The 17,206-nt window shown below is 42.8% G+C and carries 18 protein-coding genes and 1 pseudogene; 8 read left to right on the top strand and 11 right to left on the bottom strand.

Annotation, left to right across the window (positions count from 1 at the left end):
• The first annotated feature begins 21 nt into the window (after positions 1-21).
• Both M1D59_RS01280 and M1D59_RS01275 read left to right on the top strand, forming a co-directional pair.
• The gene (locus M1D59_RS01280; protein WP_448156589.1) at positions 22-468 is read left to right on the top strand and encodes a hypothetical protein; all 447 of its coding nucleotides are present in this window, start codon (positions 22-24) and stop codon (positions 466-468) included.
• A gap of 68 nt (positions 469-536) precedes the next feature.
• Positions 537-992, top strand: coding sequence for a hypothetical protein (locus M1D59_RS01275; RefSeq protein ID WP_458117722.1), 456 nt, complete (start codon positions 537-539; stop codon positions 990-992).
• A gap of 32 nt (positions 993-1,024) precedes the next feature.
• Here M1D59_RS01275 and M1D59_RS01270 read toward each other — a convergent pair whose 3' ends face one another.
• Both M1D59_RS01270 and M1D59_RS01265 read right to left on the bottom strand, forming a co-directional pair.
• Positions 1,025-1,285: a YiaA/YiaB family inner membrane protein gene (locus M1D59_RS01270; RefSeq protein ID WP_020449960.1), complete on the bottom strand. Its 261-nt coding sequence runs from the start codon at positions 1,283-1,285 to the stop codon at positions 1,025-1,027.
• Between the two features lie 149 nt (positions 1,286-1,434).
• Entirely contained in the window at positions 1,435-3,069 is a 1,635-nt protein-coding gene (locus M1D59_RS01265) for a Na/Pi cotransporter family protein (protein ID WP_023857728.1), read from the bottom strand.
• Between the two features lie 240 nt (positions 3,070-3,309).
• Here M1D59_RS01265 and M1D59_RS01260 point away from each other — a divergent pair, with 240 nt between their 5' ends.
• On the top strand, positions 3,310-3,816 hold the full coding sequence (locus M1D59_RS01260; protein ID WP_224146509.1) for a DUF1648 domain-containing protein: 507 nt from the start codon (positions 3,310-3,312) through the stop codon (positions 3,814-3,816).
• 79 nt (positions 3,817-3,895) lie between these two features.
• Positions 3,896-4,243, top strand: a complete 348-nt coding sequence (locus tag M1D59_RS01255) for a hypothetical protein (RefSeq protein WP_224146510.1) — start codon at positions 3,896-3,898, stop codon at positions 4,241-4,243.
• Between the two features lie 54 nt (positions 4,244-4,297).
• Here the strand turns inward: M1D59_RS01255 and M1D59_RS01250 are convergent, their stop codons facing one another.
• Positions 4,298-5,170 (bottom strand): SDR family oxidoreductase, encoded by an 873-nt coding sequence (locus M1D59_RS01250; RefSeq protein ID WP_039073131.1) that lies wholly within the window; start codon positions 5,168-5,170, stop codon positions 4,298-4,300.
• 266 nt (positions 5,171-5,436) lie between these two features.
• On the opposite strand from M1D59_RS01250, the gene M1D59_RS01245 reads away from it, so the two are divergent.
• Positions 5,437-6,174: a sulfite exporter TauE/SafE family protein gene (locus M1D59_RS01245; RefSeq protein WP_035337405.1), complete on the top strand. Its 738-nt coding sequence runs from the start codon at positions 5,437-5,439 to the stop codon at positions 6,172-6,174.
• 74 nt (positions 6,175-6,248) lie between these two features.
• Positions 6,249-6,914 carry a GntR family transcriptional regulator gene (locus tag M1D59_RS01240; protein WP_039073258.1) on the top strand — a complete coding sequence of 222 codons (666 nt, stop codon included), beginning with the start codon at positions 6,249-6,251 and terminating at the stop codon, positions 6,912-6,914.
• Positions 6,915-6,953: 39 nt separating this feature from the next.
• On the opposite strand, the gene M1D59_RS01235 is transcribed toward M1D59_RS01240, so the two are convergent.
• On the bottom strand, positions 6,954-7,571 hold the full coding sequence (locus tag M1D59_RS01235) for a nitroreductase family protein (protein WP_020449953.1): 618 nt from the start codon (positions 7,569-7,571) through the stop codon (positions 6,954-6,956).
• 289 nt (positions 7,572-7,860) lie between these two features.
• Here M1D59_RS01235 and M1D59_RS01230 point away from each other — a divergent pair, with 289 nt between their 5' ends.
• Complete coding sequence (locus M1D59_RS01230) at positions 7,861-9,300, top strand: pyridoxal phosphate-dependent decarboxylase family protein (protein WP_458117721.1); 1,440 nt, start codon at positions 7,861-7,863, stop codon at positions 9,298-9,300.
• Between the two features lie 33 nt (positions 9,301-9,333).
• Positions 9,334-10,092, top strand: a complete 759-nt coding sequence (locus M1D59_RS01225) for a class I SAM-dependent methyltransferase (protein WP_458117720.1) — start codon at positions 9,334-9,336, stop codon at positions 10,090-10,092.
• Positions 10,093-10,138: 46 nt separating this feature from the next.
• On the opposite strand, the gene M1D59_RS01220 is transcribed toward M1D59_RS01225, so the two are convergent.
• The 7 genes and pseudogenes from M1D59_RS01220 to M1D59_RS01190 all read right to left on the bottom strand — a co-directional run.
• Positions 10,139-10,294 carry a hypothetical protein gene (locus M1D59_RS01220; protein WP_026580436.1) on the bottom strand — a complete coding sequence of 52 codons (156 nt, stop codon included), beginning with the start codon at positions 10,292-10,294 and terminating at the stop codon, positions 10,139-10,141.
• 72 nt (positions 10,295-10,366) lie between these two features.
• Complete coding sequence (locus M1D59_RS01215; RefSeq protein ID WP_043054026.1) at positions 10,367-10,897, bottom strand: hypothetical protein; 531 nt, start codon at positions 10,895-10,897, stop codon at positions 10,367-10,369.
• 681 nt (positions 10,898-11,578) lie between these two features.
• Positions 11,579-11,932, bottom strand: a complete 354-nt coding sequence (locus M1D59_RS01210; RefSeq protein WP_458117719.1) for a hypothetical protein — start codon at positions 11,930-11,932, stop codon at positions 11,579-11,581.
• A gap of 52 nt (positions 11,933-11,984) precedes the next feature.
• Positions 11,985-12,269 carry an AbrB/MazE/SpoVT family DNA-binding domain-containing protein gene (locus M1D59_RS01205; protein WP_280640106.1) on the bottom strand — a complete coding sequence of 95 codons (285 nt, stop codon included), beginning with the start codon at positions 12,267-12,269 and terminating at the stop codon, positions 11,985-11,987.
• Positions 12,270-12,328: 59 nt separating this feature from the next.
• On the bottom strand, positions 12,329-12,574 hold the full coding sequence (locus M1D59_RS01200; RefSeq protein WP_035337421.1) for a hypothetical protein: 246 nt from the start codon (positions 12,572-12,574) through the stop codon (positions 12,329-12,331).
• A gap of 198 nt (positions 12,575-12,772) precedes the next feature.
• The gene (locus M1D59_RS01195) at positions 12,773-13,333 is read right to left on the bottom strand and encodes a class D sortase (RefSeq protein WP_128823272.1); all 561 of its coding nucleotides are present in this window, start codon (positions 13,331-13,333) and stop codon (positions 12,773-12,775) included.
• Positions 13,334-13,362: 29 nt separating this feature from the next.
• Positions 13,363-16,887 (bottom strand): annotated as a pseudogene (locus tag M1D59_RS01190) (isopeptide-forming domain-containing fimbrial protein); the annotation flags it as partial.
• Positions 16,888-17,206: the final 319 nt, after the last annotated feature.

Here is a 17,206-nt window from a genome sequence, read left to right as displayed (position 1 = left end):
TGAAATAGGAGTGACAATCCAATGAGAAACGAAAAACAATTATTTGAAAAAGCCGAACATACAGCCAAACTCCTTGAATCTCACAAAAGTGACGAAGAGCTGCTTACATACCTTGCAAATCAAGATTCTGTTGCATTAAATCAGCTAAAAATCTATTTTTCAAACCCTAGCTTTACCTTAACATATTTTATTAAAGGCATTTTTTTTAGTAGTATGACTGCTGTAATTATGGCGGCCTTTTTATCTGGTCAAGTCTCCACCTTCACCCATGACCTTTCAAGGTTTTTTTCATTCTGCTTCATGTTCTATCTGATGTTCTCTTTGCTTTGGATCGTCAAAATGCTAATCACCTCGCGAAAAGGACCAATGCAAACAATCCTGCATTTCCAAAAAAGAGCGGAATATTCCAGAATCACGGGTATAATTGATTTTATTTTAGAAGAACGTTTAAAAAAAGAACTCAATTAGAAAGCAGAGGAACATTCACCTCTGCTTTGATTCTCTAACAATCAAACAAAAAAAGAAGGACAAATGACATGCAAACAGACAAACAATTATTCGAAAAAACAAAACAAATAGCAGAAGCTATATTATTATCGAAAACTGAAAACGATGAAGAGCTGATGGCATACCTCGAAAAACAAGATTTATCCACGCTAAACCGGCTGAAAGTTTATTTTTCGGGTCCTACGCTAAAAATTAGCCACGTGATCAAAGCTTCGCTTTACAGCTCCTTCACTGCCAGCATTATAACTGCTATATTTTCTGGTCAAGTCGTTTCCATTTCATATGACATCGAGCATAATTCTTTTCCTTTGATATTAACAATATTACTTTTAGCCAGCTCGATCTGGGTGTTCGGCACGATCACTAAATCACAGAGAAACAAAGACCAAAACATCTTACACTTTAGAAAAAAATCGAACCATACAAAAATTATTGGAATGATTGACTTCGTTTTGGAAAACAAATATAAAAATATTTCAAATTGAAAAAAGCATCCCTAAAGATGCTTTTTTTATGCTTACTCACCACTAGACAAATTCTGTCTTCTCTCCTGCTCCGCGATGATTTCATTATCCTCAGCGTTGTCTCTCGTCACTTTCTGCGTCAAAATCGCGCCGACCGCCACTAAAATCATCACAGCTATGTAATAGCCTTTTTCATTGAGCTGCAGGTTGTCCGCATTGTAAAGGCCGATACCGAACAAAAAGACCCCCGCAAAAAATGTGAAATATGACATAACCGTAAAGGCCGTTGTGTTTCTTCTTCTGTGTTTCTGCATCTTAATACCTCCTAAAGAATAAAACTATTATACTTTATTTAGGTCAACAGAAGAAGAATGTTCTTCCTTCCCACACATAATTTAGTATATATGTCACACAGTGATAAAAAAGGCCTACAAAATAAAAAACCGGGAATGACTCCCGGTTTTTAATGCTTTTCTTCGCCTAAAACAGCTTCTGCAATATTGACGGCATGGTCGCCGATCCTTTCCAGATTGCTGGTGATATCGACGAAGATCACGCCTGCTTGTCCGCTGCATAATCCGTCGTTTAAGCGAAGAATGTGCTTTTTGCGAAGCTTGCGTTCCATTTTATCGATTTGATTTTCTTTTTCGACTACACGTCTTGCGGCATCTTCGTTATTTTCTCCAAGAGCTGTGATGGACTCCTTAACAGTGGAAATAGTCAGATCAAGCATTTCTGTTAAGTCCGCCATTGCCGCTTCGGAAATTTTCACCCTGTTGGATTGCTGGTACTCGCCAAGCTCAACCAAGTTTTCAAAGTGATCGCCGATTCTTTCAATGTCTCTGACTGTGTCCATTAACATATGATGTTCTTCAGATTCTTGTTCAGAAAGAGTGGTCGCTGACAGTTCGATCAAATAATCAGTAATCTTTCTGTCCAAATTGTTGATCGCATCTTCTATTTGAAAAGCGCTTTGCGCATGTTTTGCCTGTTTTGTATTAAAAAACTCTTTTGTTTCCTCAAGTCCCTTTACCGCAAATTCACCCATGCGCAATACTTCTTCTTTTACCTGACCCAGCGCAATTGAAGGAGACTGCTGAATGAACAGCGGATCCAGATGTGTTGCTTTATAGTCCACAACCGAATCTTTGCCCGGAATCAGCTTCGTAACGATCAAAGCCAATATGCCGACAAACGGAAGCTGAATCAGCGTATTCGACGTATTAAAGATCCCGTGGGCAAACGCAATCACCATCTTAGGGTCCAGCCCTAAAGAGGATTGAAGCGTTAAAATCAAAGCTGTGAACGGCTTCAGCAAGATCAGGAAGATAACTGTCCCAATCAGGTTGAATAATACGTGAACGGCCGCGGCCCGTTTGGCTGCAACGGAGGCGCCAAGAGATGCCAGTACGGCGGTAATCGTCGTACCGATATTGTCTCCAAATAATACAGGCAGAGCGCCGTTGAGATCTATTAATGAATCGGCAAACAGCCCTTGCAGGATCCCGATCGTTGCACTTGAGCTTTGGACGAGAACGGTGAAAAGGGTGCCGACAATCACACCGAGAACTGGATTCGCACTCATGCTGACTGTTAAATCATGAAAAGCTTCAACCGTCCGAAGCGGCTTCATCCCGCTGCTCATTAACTCCAAGCCATAGAAAAGTGCACCAAATCCAAACAGAATTTGTCCGATGTTCTGGAGCTTTTTGTTTTTAAAGAAAAACAGCAAAAATGAACCAATGGCGATGATCGGAAGCGCATATGCCCCAACGTCAAAGCCGATAATAAAGGCTGTGGCCGTCGTTCCGATGTTCGCACCCATAATGACGCCGATCGCCTGGCGGAGGGTCATAAAGCCGGCGCTGACAAGACCGACAGTAATAACGGTGGTGCCGGAACTGCTTTGAATTAAAACCGTGACAATCATACCTGCCAAAACACCCATCAGAGGGTTGCTTGTAAAACGATCTAAAATGTCTCTCAGCTTATCTCCGGCTGATTTTTGGAGTCCTTCTCCCATAAACTTAATACCAAGAAGAAAAATCCCGAGACCTCCAATGAATTCAAAAAGCAATTTCTGCACATCTATTTCCAAAGTCGTTGCCCCCCTAATTCGACATAAATCTACAAACCAAACACTATGATTATGATGGAGATTAAAGCCTATGTAAACGATTCAAATCGAAAATTTACAATAACTTAACATTGCCGGCTGATGATTTACATTCCCTTAACATTGCCTGGACTGATCGCAAATATACCCTATTCCAACAGGCAAAAATCCCGAACTTTTTCATGGGTTAAACCGTATTTAAAACTAAAGGAGAGATCACATATGCCAAACAGAGCTAACGGTACTCACATTAAAATTAAAAAGACAAAAGGGGAACGGGTTTGGAACGTATTTGGCTATTTCTTTTACCTGGGATCAATTATCTTTTTGGCCGCTGTCTGGGGAGCACTCCCCGAAAAAGTGCCTGCACATTACAACGCACTCGGTGAAGTCGATCGCTGGGGATCAAAATGGGAGCTTTTGATATTGCCGGGGATCGGATTACTTATCCTTCTGTTCATGCAATTCTTAGAAAAGCACCCTGAGATTCATAATCATCCAAAGCGTCTGAATGAAACAAACGCTGAACAGTTCTACCTGCTCAGCCGAAAGTTGATCAACCGCTTAAAAAATGCATGCCTCATCATTTTTTCTCTCATATTAATGGAATCTGTGTCAATCGCTTTAGACTTGGGAAGCGGATTTGGCGGATGGTTTCTTCCGGTTGCCTTACTCGGCACCGCCATGCTTGTGGCCGTAAGTTTAATACAGCAACAAAAGATCAAATAACGGTCAGGTGCATATTTGTAAAGATTCAAAATGGTCGTCCCCGACGGATTTTTATTGTTAGTCGAAACGGAGGTATTCAATGTTCGAAGCAATTATTCTATTTATTTTAGGGGTCTCGGTTCTCGCAGCCGGCTTTTTATCTTTAAAAAGAGAGCTGTCAACTGAATCTGTTTCTATATCTTCCACTGATGAAGCTAAATCCGAATTTAAAAAAATGTTAGATGATCACGGCTGGTTTTACCTGACCGGTATCGCCCTTTTCATGCAATTTATATTTCGCGGATTTCACTTTACATTTGAACACTTTTTTTACGCCTTCATCATTAGCTCTGGAATCCAGTCGATTTTTTACTTATTTAAAAAAAGGAATTTGGGCTATAAGGTATGCGCGGTGATTGTGGTGAGTTTTTTAGTTATCTATCTTTAAAAAAAGAGTGATGAACACTGGAATCTTGTTCATCACTCTTTCGAATGCCGTTAATTATTTCGCTTCTGAGATTTTTGCAACAATTTGAGCCAATCCTTCTTTAATTGGAGTGAGCGGACGGCCGAGCACTTTTTCAAAATCATCGCTTTCGACTTCAAGTGTGCCTTCACGAATGCCTTTTTGGATTTCGACAACCATCGGAATCAGAAAATCCGGTACACCCGCATTTTTCATGATATCGCGATAGGCAGCATCGTCAACATGCTGAACGGATACTTCTTTGCCCAATACTTCTGCAAGGGCAGAAGCGATTTCTTCCTGAGTTAATAGTTTGCCTGAAAGTTCGTAGACGGTGTTTTCATGGCCTTCGCCGGACAGAACCGCCGCCGCTGCATCCGCGTAATCCTGCTGCAGCGCCCAGCCCACCTTGCCGTTCTCTGCTGACGTCACCCAAGGGGCTCCCGCCAAAACACCTTGAATACTCGACATTTCATTTTCCAAGTACCAGTTATTGCGCAAGAAGGAGTATGGAATCCCCGTTTTCAAAATCGCTTCTTCAGTTGCTTTGTGAGTCGGCGCAAGGAAGTTTTTGCTTTCGCGGGCATTCGCAATACTCGTATAAGCGATAAACCGAACTCCCGCGCGTTCTGCGGCGGCTACCGCGTTGCCGTGCTGACGGATTCTCGTCTCATTGTCTCCATCGGCAGAGATGATCAGCAGACGGTCAACGCCTTGAAATGCGGATGCCAATGTTTCCGGGCGGTCAAAATCCCCTTGACGCACATCGACTCCTCGCGCCTGCAGCGCTTCCGCTTTTTCCGGATTGCGCACGCTGACCGCCAACTGATCCGCCGGTACAGTTTCCAGCAGTTTTTTCACAACTTTCGATCCTAATTTTCCAGTTGCTCCTGTTACTAACATTTTCATAATCAAATTCCTCCTAATGTTTTAATGTCGAACTGTAACAAAAAACGTTACACTTGATGTAACTATCATAATTACAAATAGACTGATTGTCAACAGGAATGTCTTTCACTTGGCTAAAAAAATAAAAGTAGACGACATACGCCCTCCTGGCTCTCTTGTCAATATGGAAATAATAGAGTAAGATGTTATCATTGATTTTGGTCGACCAGATACCGTCGACCCTCAGATGATGCGAAATCAGTTATTCATAAAGGGGAAGAAGCAACATGTTGATTGTGTTGGTTATGTTTTTATTAGGTCTTGTGCTTGGCTTTGTCGGGGCCGGCGGAGCCGGATTCGTCATCGCACTGTTAACGATGATGTTTCACATTCCGATTCATACAGCATTGGGAACATCTCTGGCCGGTATGGCTTTTACGAGCTTATCAGGAACGTACAGCCACTTTCGCGAAGGAAATATCAAGCTGAAAATCGGCTTAACCGTCGGCTGTTTTGCTGCAATAGGATCCTTTGCAGGAGCTAAGCTGACTTCTCTGATACCTTCAAGTTCATTGCACTATATGACCGCAGGAATGTTATTCTTATCGGCCATTCTGATTTTAATCAGATTATTCTTTTTGCAAGAAAAAGAAGCTGACCAGGGAACGAACCTTGCCTTTTGGATCAAGGCCAGTTTATTGGGAATCGTAGCCGGCATCCTGTCCGGAACGTTCGGAATCGGCTCGGCGCCTTTTATTCAAATCGGGTTGATGATGATGCTGAATCTGTCTATTCGCCATTCCGTAGGAACGACGATGCTCGTCATTATTCCGCTCTCGTTAGGCGGTGGGGCGGGCTATATTTCAGAAGGCTTCGTCGATTATGTTCTGTTGGTCAAAATCTTGATCGGTACGATGTGCGGCGCTTATGTCGGAGCTAAATTCACCAATGTCCTGCCGAAAGTCGTCTTGAAATCGGGTTTATTTTTAACTCCCGCCGTTTCAGGGTTCATTCTCTTATTTTAATTAACTTGGAATGGCTATAGCGGGAGATCACGAAGGAACCTGTGGTAAAATACGAAATGAAAACGAATACGAGGATGAGAAGCGTGATTGAAAAACCAAAACCGTTTTATGAACAATCCTACCATGCGATTAAGCGAATGATATTTGAAGGGAAATTAAAGCCCGGTGAACGAATCGCCGAAGCGAAGTTAGCTAAGGAGCTCGGCGTCAGCAAAAGCCCTTTAAGAGAAGCGATCAGAGTTCTGGAAAAAGAGGGGCTCATCGTCATCGACTCAAGAGTGAAGGTCTATCAGCCGACAATCAAGGACGTTGAAGAAATCTATTTTTGCAGAACGGCGCTTGAATCATTCGCTGCGGGATTGACGGCAAGAATTGCAACGGCAGAGGAACTGAAAACGATTGAAGACGTTTTGCAAAAAACGGAGGAAGCCATCCTTCAATCCAAGGATCAAAACACAATTATCCAATTAAATGATACATTTCACGACTTAATTATCCAATATACACGAAACAGTCTATTGCGGAAGCAGCTCAACGATTTGGAAGGATTAATTTATTATTTCCGCATTTTGAATTTTGAAGGAGAAAAACGGGCTGAAGCCATTTTGGAGCAGCATCGGGAAATTTTCCGCCATATGAAACAAAGAGACGACGAGCAGGCATCAAAAGCGATGATTCGCCACCTTAAGCTTGATCTTGACCACTTAGTCGAAGTACTGTCTCACCGCGGGGAAAAATGATAAAGAGGGCTGCCTGTCTTAAGGCGCCCTCTCCTTTTTTTAATAGAAAGAAACAAATTCATTAACCGGCTTGCGATATCCTCTCAAGCGTCGGCTGCTTTCTTTTTCTTTGCCGATCGTAATCATGAGGACGATTTCATGTGTATCCGGGATCTCTAGCAACTCGCGGACCTGATCGCTGTCAAATCCGATCATTGGGCATGTGTCCCACCCCCGGTTTTTGGCGGCAAGCATAAACATCATCGCAGAAAGAGAAGCATTGCGAATCGCTTCTTCCTTCATGAATGGCTCCCCGCGCGTCTCGTAAAATTGGGTATTGTTTTCAACCATTTCCTGCAGCTCAAAGTCCTTAATAATTCCTAAATCCCTCATGCCTTCGTTGATTTTTTCCGTTTGCCGGTAGGCGTAGCGGTCTCCCGTCACTAAAATCACGGCAGAGGCTGAATGTACTTTATATTGGCCGCTCGCAGCTTCCCTGATTTTTTCTTTTAAATCCTTCTCCAATACCACTTTATACTCTGCGTGCTGCAAATTGAACGCTGAAGGCGCTAGCTTGATATCCTCAAAGATAGGCTCCAAATCTTTCACCGTAATTTGAACATCTTCCAGAAAATTATTTGCAGAGTGACGCGTTTCGATAAGCTCGTTAAATTCCATTTTCAAAAAACTCCATTCATCTATCCTTTTGCATCAATATCCTTACTTTTATGATCGGCGATAAGCTACCTATTGTTTAGCGACGCTCACATGAACCAAAGAGAACGCGGCGTGGTGTCGGGCTTCTGTCGATAGACATGCTCAAATGTCTTGTGACCGGCGTCATAGCAGCTTCTGTCACCACATTAATTTTTCCTTCGAACCTTCTATACTCAGCAATCAACCATGCTACGCCAAAATCAAAATGCTATAATTGAGAAAAAATGTGAAAGAAAGCAGCGTGTGAACTATGAAACTATCCTTTTTGCCCAGTAACACTTTTATCGATCCGAACGGACAGAATATTAAGGAAATATCGATTCTTGTTGATCAAATCGTCAAATTTGTCATTAAGCACGCAAGCAACGCCGGAAATCACCGCACTTTGCCTTCTCCGGAATCATCACATTACGGCGATATACCCGAGACCGGAATCGAATTAGAAGAGCTCTTAAAAAAGTTGCAGGCGATTGTAAAAAACTCCATGAATCCTCTAGGCCCGAATTATATGGGGCATATGGATTCCATACCGACTCTAATGTCTTGTCTGGGCGAATTCGTCAGCACTTCAATCAATAACAATATGCTGAGCCTTGAAATGTCGCCTGTCTTTTCGAAGATGGAAGTACAGCTTTTGGGCACCATTGCCCGTATGTTTGGATATGACGACAACTCAGGAGGTGTGATGACAAGCGGCGGAAGCCTCGCGAATCTTCAAGCGCTCGCAGCAGCACGAAACGATCAATTGAAGGTAAAGGAATCGGGGTTATTCGGTCTTTCCGGACAGCCGGTCGTCTTTGCTTCAGACGTCAGCCATACTTCCCTGCATAAAGCAGCGATGCTGTTGGGACTGGGTACCTCCAGCGTAATCCCGGTGAAAAGCAGCAGCGATTCGAAAATGGATCTTGACGATTTAAGAAAGAAAATCAAGCAGGCAAAAAATGAAGGCAAGATTCCTTTTGCAATTGCAGCCACGGCCGGAACGACAGTCACAGGAAGCATCGACCCCATTCGATCGATCGCTGACATCGCAAAGGAAAACGGATTATGGCTGCATGTCGACGCGGCATACGGAGGAGCACTCATTTTTTCAGAAACTTACCGCGATAAGCTGAACGGAATCGAAATGGCAGATTCCATCACATTCAATCCGCAAAAATGGATGTACATTGCGAAGACTTGTGCAATGGTTTTATTCAAAAATCACGGCGTTTTGGAAACCGGTTTTCGCATTTCCGCCCCTTATATGAATGAAACAGCCTTTGCTAACTTGGGCGAAATCAGTGTTCAGGGCACGCGGCATGCGGATATCCTAAAGTTATATTTATCGCTTCAGCACATTGGATTAAAAGGCTACAGGGAGCTGTTGCATGAAAGCCTCGCATTAAAAGACGAGTTTACCAAGCGGGTGAAACAGCGCCATTATCTCGAACTGTCCAGCGAGCCGGATACAAACGTTGTCTGCTTTAGAGGCATCCCGCATCACCTTGATGAAGCTCAATGGGATAACTGGAATCTCGAATTGCAGCAGTTTTTGTTGAATGAAGAAAACGTCTTCTTTTCATTGCCTGCATATAGGGGAAACCGCTGGCTCCGTGCCGTTTTGTTAAATCCTTTTATCTCTAATACCCTTATTCAAAGGGTCTTTGAAAAAATTGATCAGTTTTATGATCAGGGGATATCGTGTTAAATGAATAAACAGACTTTGAAAAGGAGGAGAAATATGACAAAGAAAATTGGCACAGAAGAAGCCATTCAAAGATGGAATCGATTTGCCGATGCGTATGCCGCCAATCATACCGAACTTGGAGACATCCACAAAGAAGTGTTTTTAAATCCTGCTATTTTTTCTCTCATTGAAACGGTAAAGAATCAACGTGTGCTCGATGCCGGGTGCGGTGAAGGGTATTTCAGCAGGCTGCTGGCCAAGGCCGGAGCCAATGTAACGGCTGTCGATTACTCGCCGAGAATGATCGACATTGCCAAGGAAAGAACGCCGGATGATTTGCCGATTGAGTATCAGCACGGGAACTGTGAAGACCTGAATATGTTAGAAGACAAAAGCTTTGATTTAATTATATCGAATATGGTCATGCAAGACCTTGCGGATTATGAAAAAGCGTTTCAGGGAATGCATCGGCTGCTGACAGACCGCGGATTTTTTATTTTTTCAATTTTGCATCCCTGCTTCATTACGCCGGAAAGCGGCTGGGAAAAAACAAAAGACGGAAAAAAACTGCATTGGAATGTAGACCGGTATTTTTATGAAGGTACATACGAACAAAAGCTTGGCGATCGGGAGAATATGCTGTTCTTCCATAGAACCTTGACGAGCTATATTAACACTTTGAGGAAAACGGGCTTCATGCTCGAAAGCATAGTAGAACCAAAGCCATCAGAAGAAATACTGAAAAAATATCCGTCATTTGCAGAAGATTTCAGATGTCCTGATTTTATCGTTTTTAAATTAAAAAAACGTTAAAAGCAAGAATTTGAAACAAGAACGATTATAAGGAAAAAGTATTTATTTATTTTTCTTTTGCAAACTTCAAAAACAAGAAAAATATAACGATTACGATGCAATAATTCAATGGATTTTTAAAAATATTCATATTTAATGATATTTGCAACAAAATCCACAATATAAAAATTACGATTATAGAAGGTAATATTAACTTATTCATATGGAATCACCTTTATATATATCAGATTAAATTACGAGGGATTTCTCTTTCCCTCGTTATTTTTTTAAACAGTTAATCAAAGCAAGATGCTGCAGCACCAGTCAATCCTCCACCGACGCCACCAACAATAGTTCCTACAAGGCCTGCACTAACCGTTCCAACAATCGGTATCGTTACAGTACCAACAGCTGCTCCTGCTAATCCCCCTGTACCTGCGCCTGTAACAGCTCCTCCAGATGTTCCAAGTACACATTTTGCAACTGATTGTGTTCTGAACATATTGCTGCTATTTCTTTTTATCACCTTTACTAATAGTCCATTATCGTTTTTTTCATATTCTAAATCTACCGGATTATCATTTTTGTCGACAGTACGACTTGGCAATGTCTCTTTTTTGCCAGTGATACTATCAATCACGGTTACATCACCATTTGAATTCATAACAACTTCAGAATGATAAAATGTTAATTCAAGTTCACTGTCATTCATTTTTTTAATTGTTCCTAAACTTTTAGATTCTTCAGCATTAGCCTCAGAAACTGAATTCATAGATAAAATAAATAATAGAGTGAAAGCTGCTAAAAATGTTACCAATTTTTTCATAAAGAAGCTCCTTCCCAATGTCCAAAGCATAAATTAACATAAAAATTAAATAGCTTCCATGGGATTTCAAAAGAAAACTACAAAAATGAACCCTTTTTATTACTATTTGGTGTTAAATTCCTCTAATGAAGTCTTTATTTCTATTTTTATAGAGGAGCCTATTCTCCCTTTGTTATACCAAAATTCCCCTCTATTAAAAATCAAAAATTCGCCATCTCGTCATATTCCATACATTTAAGGCAAGAACGGGATTCCGTTGACCAAGTCTGGAGCTTCTGTAACAGCTGTCGATGCGTTACCGGGAATAGAAAGGCACGCCAAATGATTTGCCGATTGAGTATCAGGATGGGCGCTGTGAAGACTTGAATATTAAAATAAGCATGACGAGCGATATCAACACTTTGATGAAACCAGGCTTCATGCTGTAAGGCTTAATAGAACCAAAGCCAGCAGAAGAGATGCTGAAAAAAATTCGTCATTTGCAGAAGATTTCAGATGTCCTGATTTTATCGTTTTTAAATTGCAAAAGAGCTGAAGCGGAGCTGTTGCCAGTTTCGGCAACGGCCCTCAAACATTTTTTGATGAGAAGGAATTCTATTTAAGGATGGCCTGCCACGGTTTCATTAAATGTCTTTTCTAAGTGGATGCATTTTCTACAAAACAAAGAATCGCCCTTAGAAATTAAGGGCGAGCTTCTATAATTAATGATTTTCCGGTATTTCCAAACTCCAATTTATCTTGTGCTTTATGCTTTCTAAGAATATGTTCGACAGCATCTGTGGCCGCCTGTAAAGCTTCTATTTTGGAGCCGTACATTTTGTCCGAACTCACAGACACCTGCGGACAATCATTTTGAAAAATCGAACGAAAGGTCAGGCCCAAATCTCTCATTTCTTTCAATTTGAAAAGAAAAGGATGCATTTTCTCCTGGAACATCCATGATTTGAATTTCAGCAGCAGGGACTGAAAATCCGTTTTTTCCAGTTTGCAAACGACACTCCCTACATGGTCATGCTTTAACGGATAATCTGACATTTCCCGCACCGCCTTTTCCGCCATTGATTTGCAAGCTTGATAATGGGTTACTTTAGATTTCTTTTTGTAATCGGAGAGACAATAAATCTTGCAGTAGAATTCTCGCTCCTTCAGGGCTTAACACAATCCCGCCTGATAAAATTTTATTATTATCCGACACCGTGCCGGTAACAAAACACGCTTTGCCTTCTAAATATTTGCGCAATATGACTTTTTCATCTTCAACAAATATCTCTATTGAATCTTGTTCGTTAATTTTCAATACTTTTCTTATCCTTTTAGGTAAGACAATTCTCCCCAGGTCATCCATTTTCCTAATAAATGCTCCTTTTTCCAAAAAACATCCTCCCTATCTTTTTTGAATTTTCCTGTATAAAACTCAGGCAGAATGATTTTTCAGATAAATTCCGAAGGCATTAACACCTTAGCTGCATATAAATCAATTTTTCCGCAGCCGGCACATACGACAGCGACGGAAGGAATCGCTTCAGGCCTAACATTCAAAACAGAAGAATAATCTTGCAGATCCAGCCTTACATATGGGTCTATTATGATCGCTTCATCATGATTGCAATTTGTGCAGGGTTTTATAAGACCTTTCTTTATCATTGCTTTTTTTATTCTGCTTTTTAATTGTTCCATATCTTTCACCTCTAACCTGAAAGGCTGATTAATACCAGCAGCGAAAACGAGCATAACTACATCAAATCATAATTCTTCATCTACAGCCAACAGGTTGTACATGTTTCGCTGTAACCCATCAAAAACCTCATCGAAAGAACGGTATGTAAATCGAATTTTTCGATTTAAATAAGTCGCAGAGATTCCTGCGACTTATGATCAAACTCTTTTTCCATAAATGATGTACCGTTTCGGGGCATTGCCGATATACGAAAAGGGATAGCAAGTCGTAAGAATGAGCTCCTCTTTGTCATGCTGCAGCGTAATAATAGATGTATCATTTTTATCTACGATTTTTGTCTTTTCAATTTTATATGAAAAGCTTCCATAAGGCAGCAAAATCTTCAATCGATCCCCTCTTTTTAGTTCACCCGTTCGCCGAAAGACTGTATCCCGATGGCCCGACAAAACAATTTGACCATTATCATTTGGATAGTAGCTGCCTTTATAGTGCCCGACTCCTTTTTCCAAGTCATCGGCATCCGTTCCCTCCACAATCGGAAGCTCTGCGTGGATTTTTGGAATCTCCAGAATACCGGCTGCTTCGCCGAACTTGGGTTTGAACCGGTCTCGATCTGCTTTTTGAGGATGCTCGATTGCGAGTTTAGCTGCTTCTAATGTTTGCTCCGTCTTTTTGCTGGTATCCATCACCTTCCAGACACCATAGCCAATAAGGACGAGTCCGGCTGCAATGATGAGGATAGGAAGATTCTTTTTCACGACAGAGATTAGACACTTCTCTTTCTTCTCAAGTACCAAATGGCCGATCCAACCAACAGCAATCCTAAGCCGACAAGAATCAGATTAAATGTATTTGTAGCAGTATCCGGAAGCTCATGTACTCCGCCTGTCTTCTTAGCTTTATCTTTCGGTTCAGATGGACTTGGCTTTTCTGGTTTTTCAGGCTCTCCTTGGTTATTAGGCTCGGGATCCTTCGGTTCAACCGTAATGTCTGTTCCCGGTTTATCCGGTGTATCGATATTTCCCCCGTCCACAGATGCAACGTTTTTAATCGTTTTGCCCGCATAGCCGGACTCGATTTTCGCTTGGAATGTCACCGTTCTCCATTCGGTATCGCTTACATCTCCAAAGTTCGCTGTAACCTTGCCGTCTGCAAATGTACCTTTACCACCATGGCTCACTTTTAGGCTGCCTTTTACATATGACAAGCCGGCTGGAAGCTTGTCTGAGATGACCAGGTTTTCAACTTTGCTGTCTGTTACCGTATTGCGGGTTTTAATCGTGTAGACCACCGTGTCGCCCGCTTCATACTTTTCCTTATCAGAATCTAGGTTTTTCGCTGTTTTCTCAGATTCTAAAATTGGATCACGCGGATACACTTTCACTTCATGGCTCGGCTTGTCAGGTTTGTCAACATTGCCGCCGCCGATCGTCGCTGTATTGACAATGTCTTTGCCTGTTTGACCCGCTTTGACTTTCACTTCGAAGGTCACGGTATGCCATTTCGTGTCGGCGACATCGCCAAATTGGCCCGCAACCGTTCCGTCTTCATAATGGCCTTGATCATCGTCTTGGTCGTCGCTTACTGCAGTGCCGTCTACTTTCAATGTACCTGGGATATATTCAAGGCCTTCTGGTAGCGCATCCGTAATCGTAAGGTTTTTCACCAGGCTGTCTTCAATTGTGTTTCGCGTCTCGATCGTGTAAAGAAGCGTGTCTCCGACTTCAGGGTGATCCGCATCGGTGTTCCCTTCAGCTTTTTCTTGAAGGTTTGCCGTTTTCTTTGATTCAAGCTTAGGATCTTTTGGATCGACTTTGATGTCCGTTCCCGGTTTATCAGGATCATCGATGTTTCCGCCGTCAACGGTTGCCACGTTTTTAATCGTTTTACCAATATAGCCGGACTCGATTTTCGCCTGGAACGTCACAGTTCGCCACTCCGTGTCGGTGACATTGCCGAAGTTTGCTGTGATCTTGCCGTCTTCAAATGTCGCTTCGCCGCCGTTGCTCGCTTTTATGCTGCCTTCGACATATGTCAGGCCGGCTGGGAGTTCGTCCGAAATCGTCAAGTTTTCTACCAGGCTCTCTGTTACCGTATTGCGGGTTTTAATTGTGTAGACAACCGTGTCGCCCGCTTCATACTTGTCTTTATTTGAATCCAGGTTTTTCGCTGTTTTCTCAGATTTTAAAATTGGATCACGCGGATACACTTTCACTTCATGGCTCGGCTTGTCAGGTTTGTCAACATTGCCGCCGCTGATCGTCGCTGTATTGACAATGTCTTTGCCCGCTTGGCCGGACCTAACTTTCACTTCAAATGTTACGGTATGCAACTTCGTGTCCGTGACATCGCCAAATTCCCCTGAAACTTTTCCGTCTCCATAATGCCCTTGATCATCGTCTTGAGCGTCTGTCACCGCAGTGCCGTCCACTTTCAATGTACCTGGAACATATTCAAGGCCTTCCGGAATGGCGTCGGAAATGGTGAGGTTTTTGACAAGGCTGTCTTCAACCTTGTTTTGGGTCTGGATCGTGTAAAGAAGCGTGTCCCCGACTTCAGGGTGATCCGCATCGGTGTTCCCTTCAGCTTTTTCTTGAAGGCTAGCCGTTTTCTTTGAGTCAAGCTTTGGCTTTTTCGGATCAACTTTGATGTCTGTTCCCGGCTTGTCAGGATCATCGATGTTTCCGCCGTCAACGGTTGCCACGTTTTTAATCGTTTTGCCTATATAGCCGGACTCGATTTTCGCTTGGAACGTCACAGTTCGCCACTCTGTGTCGGTGACGTCACCGAAATTCGCCGTGATCTTTCCATTTTCAATTTTCGCTTCGCCGCCGTTGCTCGCTTTTATGCTGCCTTCGACATATGTCAGGCCGGCTGGGAGTTCGTCGGAAATGACGAGATTTTCTATCGTACTTTCAGTTATCTTATTGCGTGTCTTAATCGTGTAGACGACCGTGTCGCCCACTTCAAATATATCCTTGTCCGAATCGAGGTTCTTTGCCGTTTTCTCAGATTCTAAAACTGGATCACGCGGATAGACTTTCACTTCATGATTCGGCTTATTAGGCTTGTCAACATTATCGCCGCCGGCGGTTGCCGTGTTGACAATATCTTTCCCTGCTTGGCCAGGCTGCACCTTCACTTCAAATGTCACATAATGCCATTCCATATCGATGATATCGCCGAATTGGCCGTTTACTGTGCCATCTGTATAATCGCCCTGATCATCGCCCTGTGCGTCAGTTACCGCTTTACCGTCCACTTTCAATGTCCCCGGAACATATTCAAGTCCTTCCGGAATCGCGTCTGAGATCGTAAGATTTTTTATGAGACTGTCTTCAGAAATATTTCGGGTCTGAATCGTATACAGAAGCGTGTCCCCGACTTCAGGATGGTCTGCGTCTGTATTTCCTTCAGCTTTTTCCTGAATGGACGCGGTTTTCTTCGATTCGAGCTCCGGATTACGCGGATACACTTTCACTTCGTTGTTCGGCTTATCCGGATCATTGATATTGTCTCCGTTTACGTTTGCCGTGTTGACAATATCCTTACCGGATTGGCCGGACTTTACCTTCGCCTGGAATGTCACGGTGTGCCATTCGGTGTCCGTTACATTGCCAAACTGGCCTGTCGCTTTGCCTTCGGCGTAATGGCCTTGATCACCGTCTTGGGCATCGCTTACCGCTTTACCGTCCACTTTTAAAGTATCCGGGACATATTCCAAACCTTCCGGAATCGCGTCTGAAATGGTGAGATTTTTTACAATACTGTCTTCAGAGGTATTTCGGGTCTGAATCGTGTACAGAAGCGTATCTCCCACTTCCGGATGGTCGGCATCTGTGTTGCCGTCCCCTTTTTGTTGTATGGATGAGGTTTTCTTTGATTCAAGCTTGGGTTCATTAAAGATGATCGGCGTCGTTACTTCATTTGATTCCGTTTGTTCATCTTTTTTCGTTAATAAATTGTCGTAGTTAATTTGCGCCTTGTTATTGACTTTTGTAACGTCGTAGTCCGTTAGCGTTTTCACTTTAAATTGAACAGTGACTCCATTAGGCAAGTCGGTCGTATTTGGCATATTACCTAGCTTGACGTTTACCTTGCTGCCGTCAAAATGGCCTTCGTCACTGTCTGATGCATCAGTTAGATTTTTTGTCGTCGAACCTTTGATCAATTTTAACGATCCAGGGACATATTCCGTTCCCTCCGGGATAAGATCGGTGAAGTTTGCATTTGCAGCGATGTCTCCGCCTTCGTTTTTGACTTGAACCGAGTACGTCAGCTCATCGCCGGCGTGCACCTCTCCCTGCGGAGAAACCGTTTTATTGGCAGTTATACACGGTTCTGTGCCCAGGAAGATATCATCCAAAAAGTTCCCGGCTCCTAAGCTTCCGCCGGCGGAACTCACTGCCTCAAAGCCGAATCGTGTTGTCGTCTGTCCAGCTGGAACGGTATAAGAGCCAGTATGAGTCCCCCATGCTGTTCTCCCATCAGACAGTTGTTTTTGGACCACGGTATCGTACGGGTTATTAGTCGCTGCCCCAATGCGAACCTGCATGGTGTCAACGCCTTGCCTTCCCATATGGGACAAGCGCCAGTAGATGGTTTGACCAGGCGTTGTCTTCACATCTTGA

The organism is Bacillus sp. PK6-026 (assembly GCF_054161455.1).
This window is presented reverse-complemented; position numbering and strand designations above follow the sequence as displayed.

Excerpts from the sequence above, each read along its gene's own strand:
- M1D59_RS01250 (WP_039073131.1), bottom strand. The coding sequence starts at position 5,170 with ATGAAAATGTTAGTAACAGGAGCAACTGGAAAATTAGGATCGAAAGTT.
- M1D59_RS01275 (WP_458117722.1), top strand. The coding sequence starts at position 537 with ATGCAAACAGACAAACAATTATTCGAAAAAACAAAACAAATAGCAGAA.
- M1D59_RS01270 (WP_020449960.1), bottom strand. The coding sequence starts at position 1,285 with ATGCAGAAACACAGAAGAAGAAACACAACGGCCTTTACGGTTATGTCA.
- M1D59_RS01240 (WP_039073258.1), top strand. The coding sequence starts at position 6,249 with ATGAGAAGCGTGATTGAAAAACCAAAACCGTTTTATGAACAATCCTAC.
- M1D59_RS01200 (WP_035337421.1), bottom strand. The coding sequence starts at position 12,574 with ATGGAACAATTAAAAAGCAGAATAAAAAAAGCAATGATAAAGAAAGGT.
- M1D59_RS01215 (WP_043054026.1), bottom strand. The coding sequence starts at position 10,897 with ATGAAAAAATTGGTAACATTTTTAGCAGCTTTCACTCTATTATTTATT.
- M1D59_RS01220 (WP_026580436.1), bottom strand. The coding sequence starts at position 10,294 with ATGAATAAGTTAATATTACCTTCTATAATCGTAATTTTTATATTGTGG.
- M1D59_RS01260 (WP_224146509.1), top strand. The coding sequence starts at position 3,310 with ATGCCAAACAGAGCTAACGGTACTCACATTAAAATTAAAAAGACAAAA.
- M1D59_RS01210 (WP_458117719.1), bottom strand. The coding sequence starts at position 11,932 with ATGTCAGATTATCCGTTAAAGCATGACCATGTAGGGAGTGTCGTTTGC.
- M1D59_RS01230 (WP_458117721.1), top strand. The coding sequence starts at position 7,861 with ATGAAACTATCCTTTTTGCCCAGTAACACTTTTATCGATCCGAACGGA.
- M1D59_RS01235 (WP_020449953.1), bottom strand. The coding sequence starts at position 7,571 with ATGGAATTTAACGAGCTTATCGAAACGCGTCACTCTGCAAATAATTTT.
- M1D59_RS01245 (WP_035337405.1), top strand. The coding sequence starts at position 5,437 with ATGTTGATTGTGTTGGTTATGTTTTTATTAGGTCTTGTGCTTGGCTTT.
- M1D59_RS01225 (WP_458117720.1), top strand. The coding sequence starts at position 9,334 with ATGACAAAGAAAATTGGCACAGAAGAAGCCATTCAAAGATGGAATCGA.
- M1D59_RS01255 (WP_224146510.1), top strand. The coding sequence starts at position 3,896 with ATGTTCGAAGCAATTATTCTATTTATTTTAGGGGTCTCGGTTCTCGCA.
- M1D59_RS01280 (WP_448156589.1), top strand. The coding sequence starts at position 22 with ATGAGAAACGAAAAACAATTATTTGAAAAAGCCGAACATACAGCCAAA.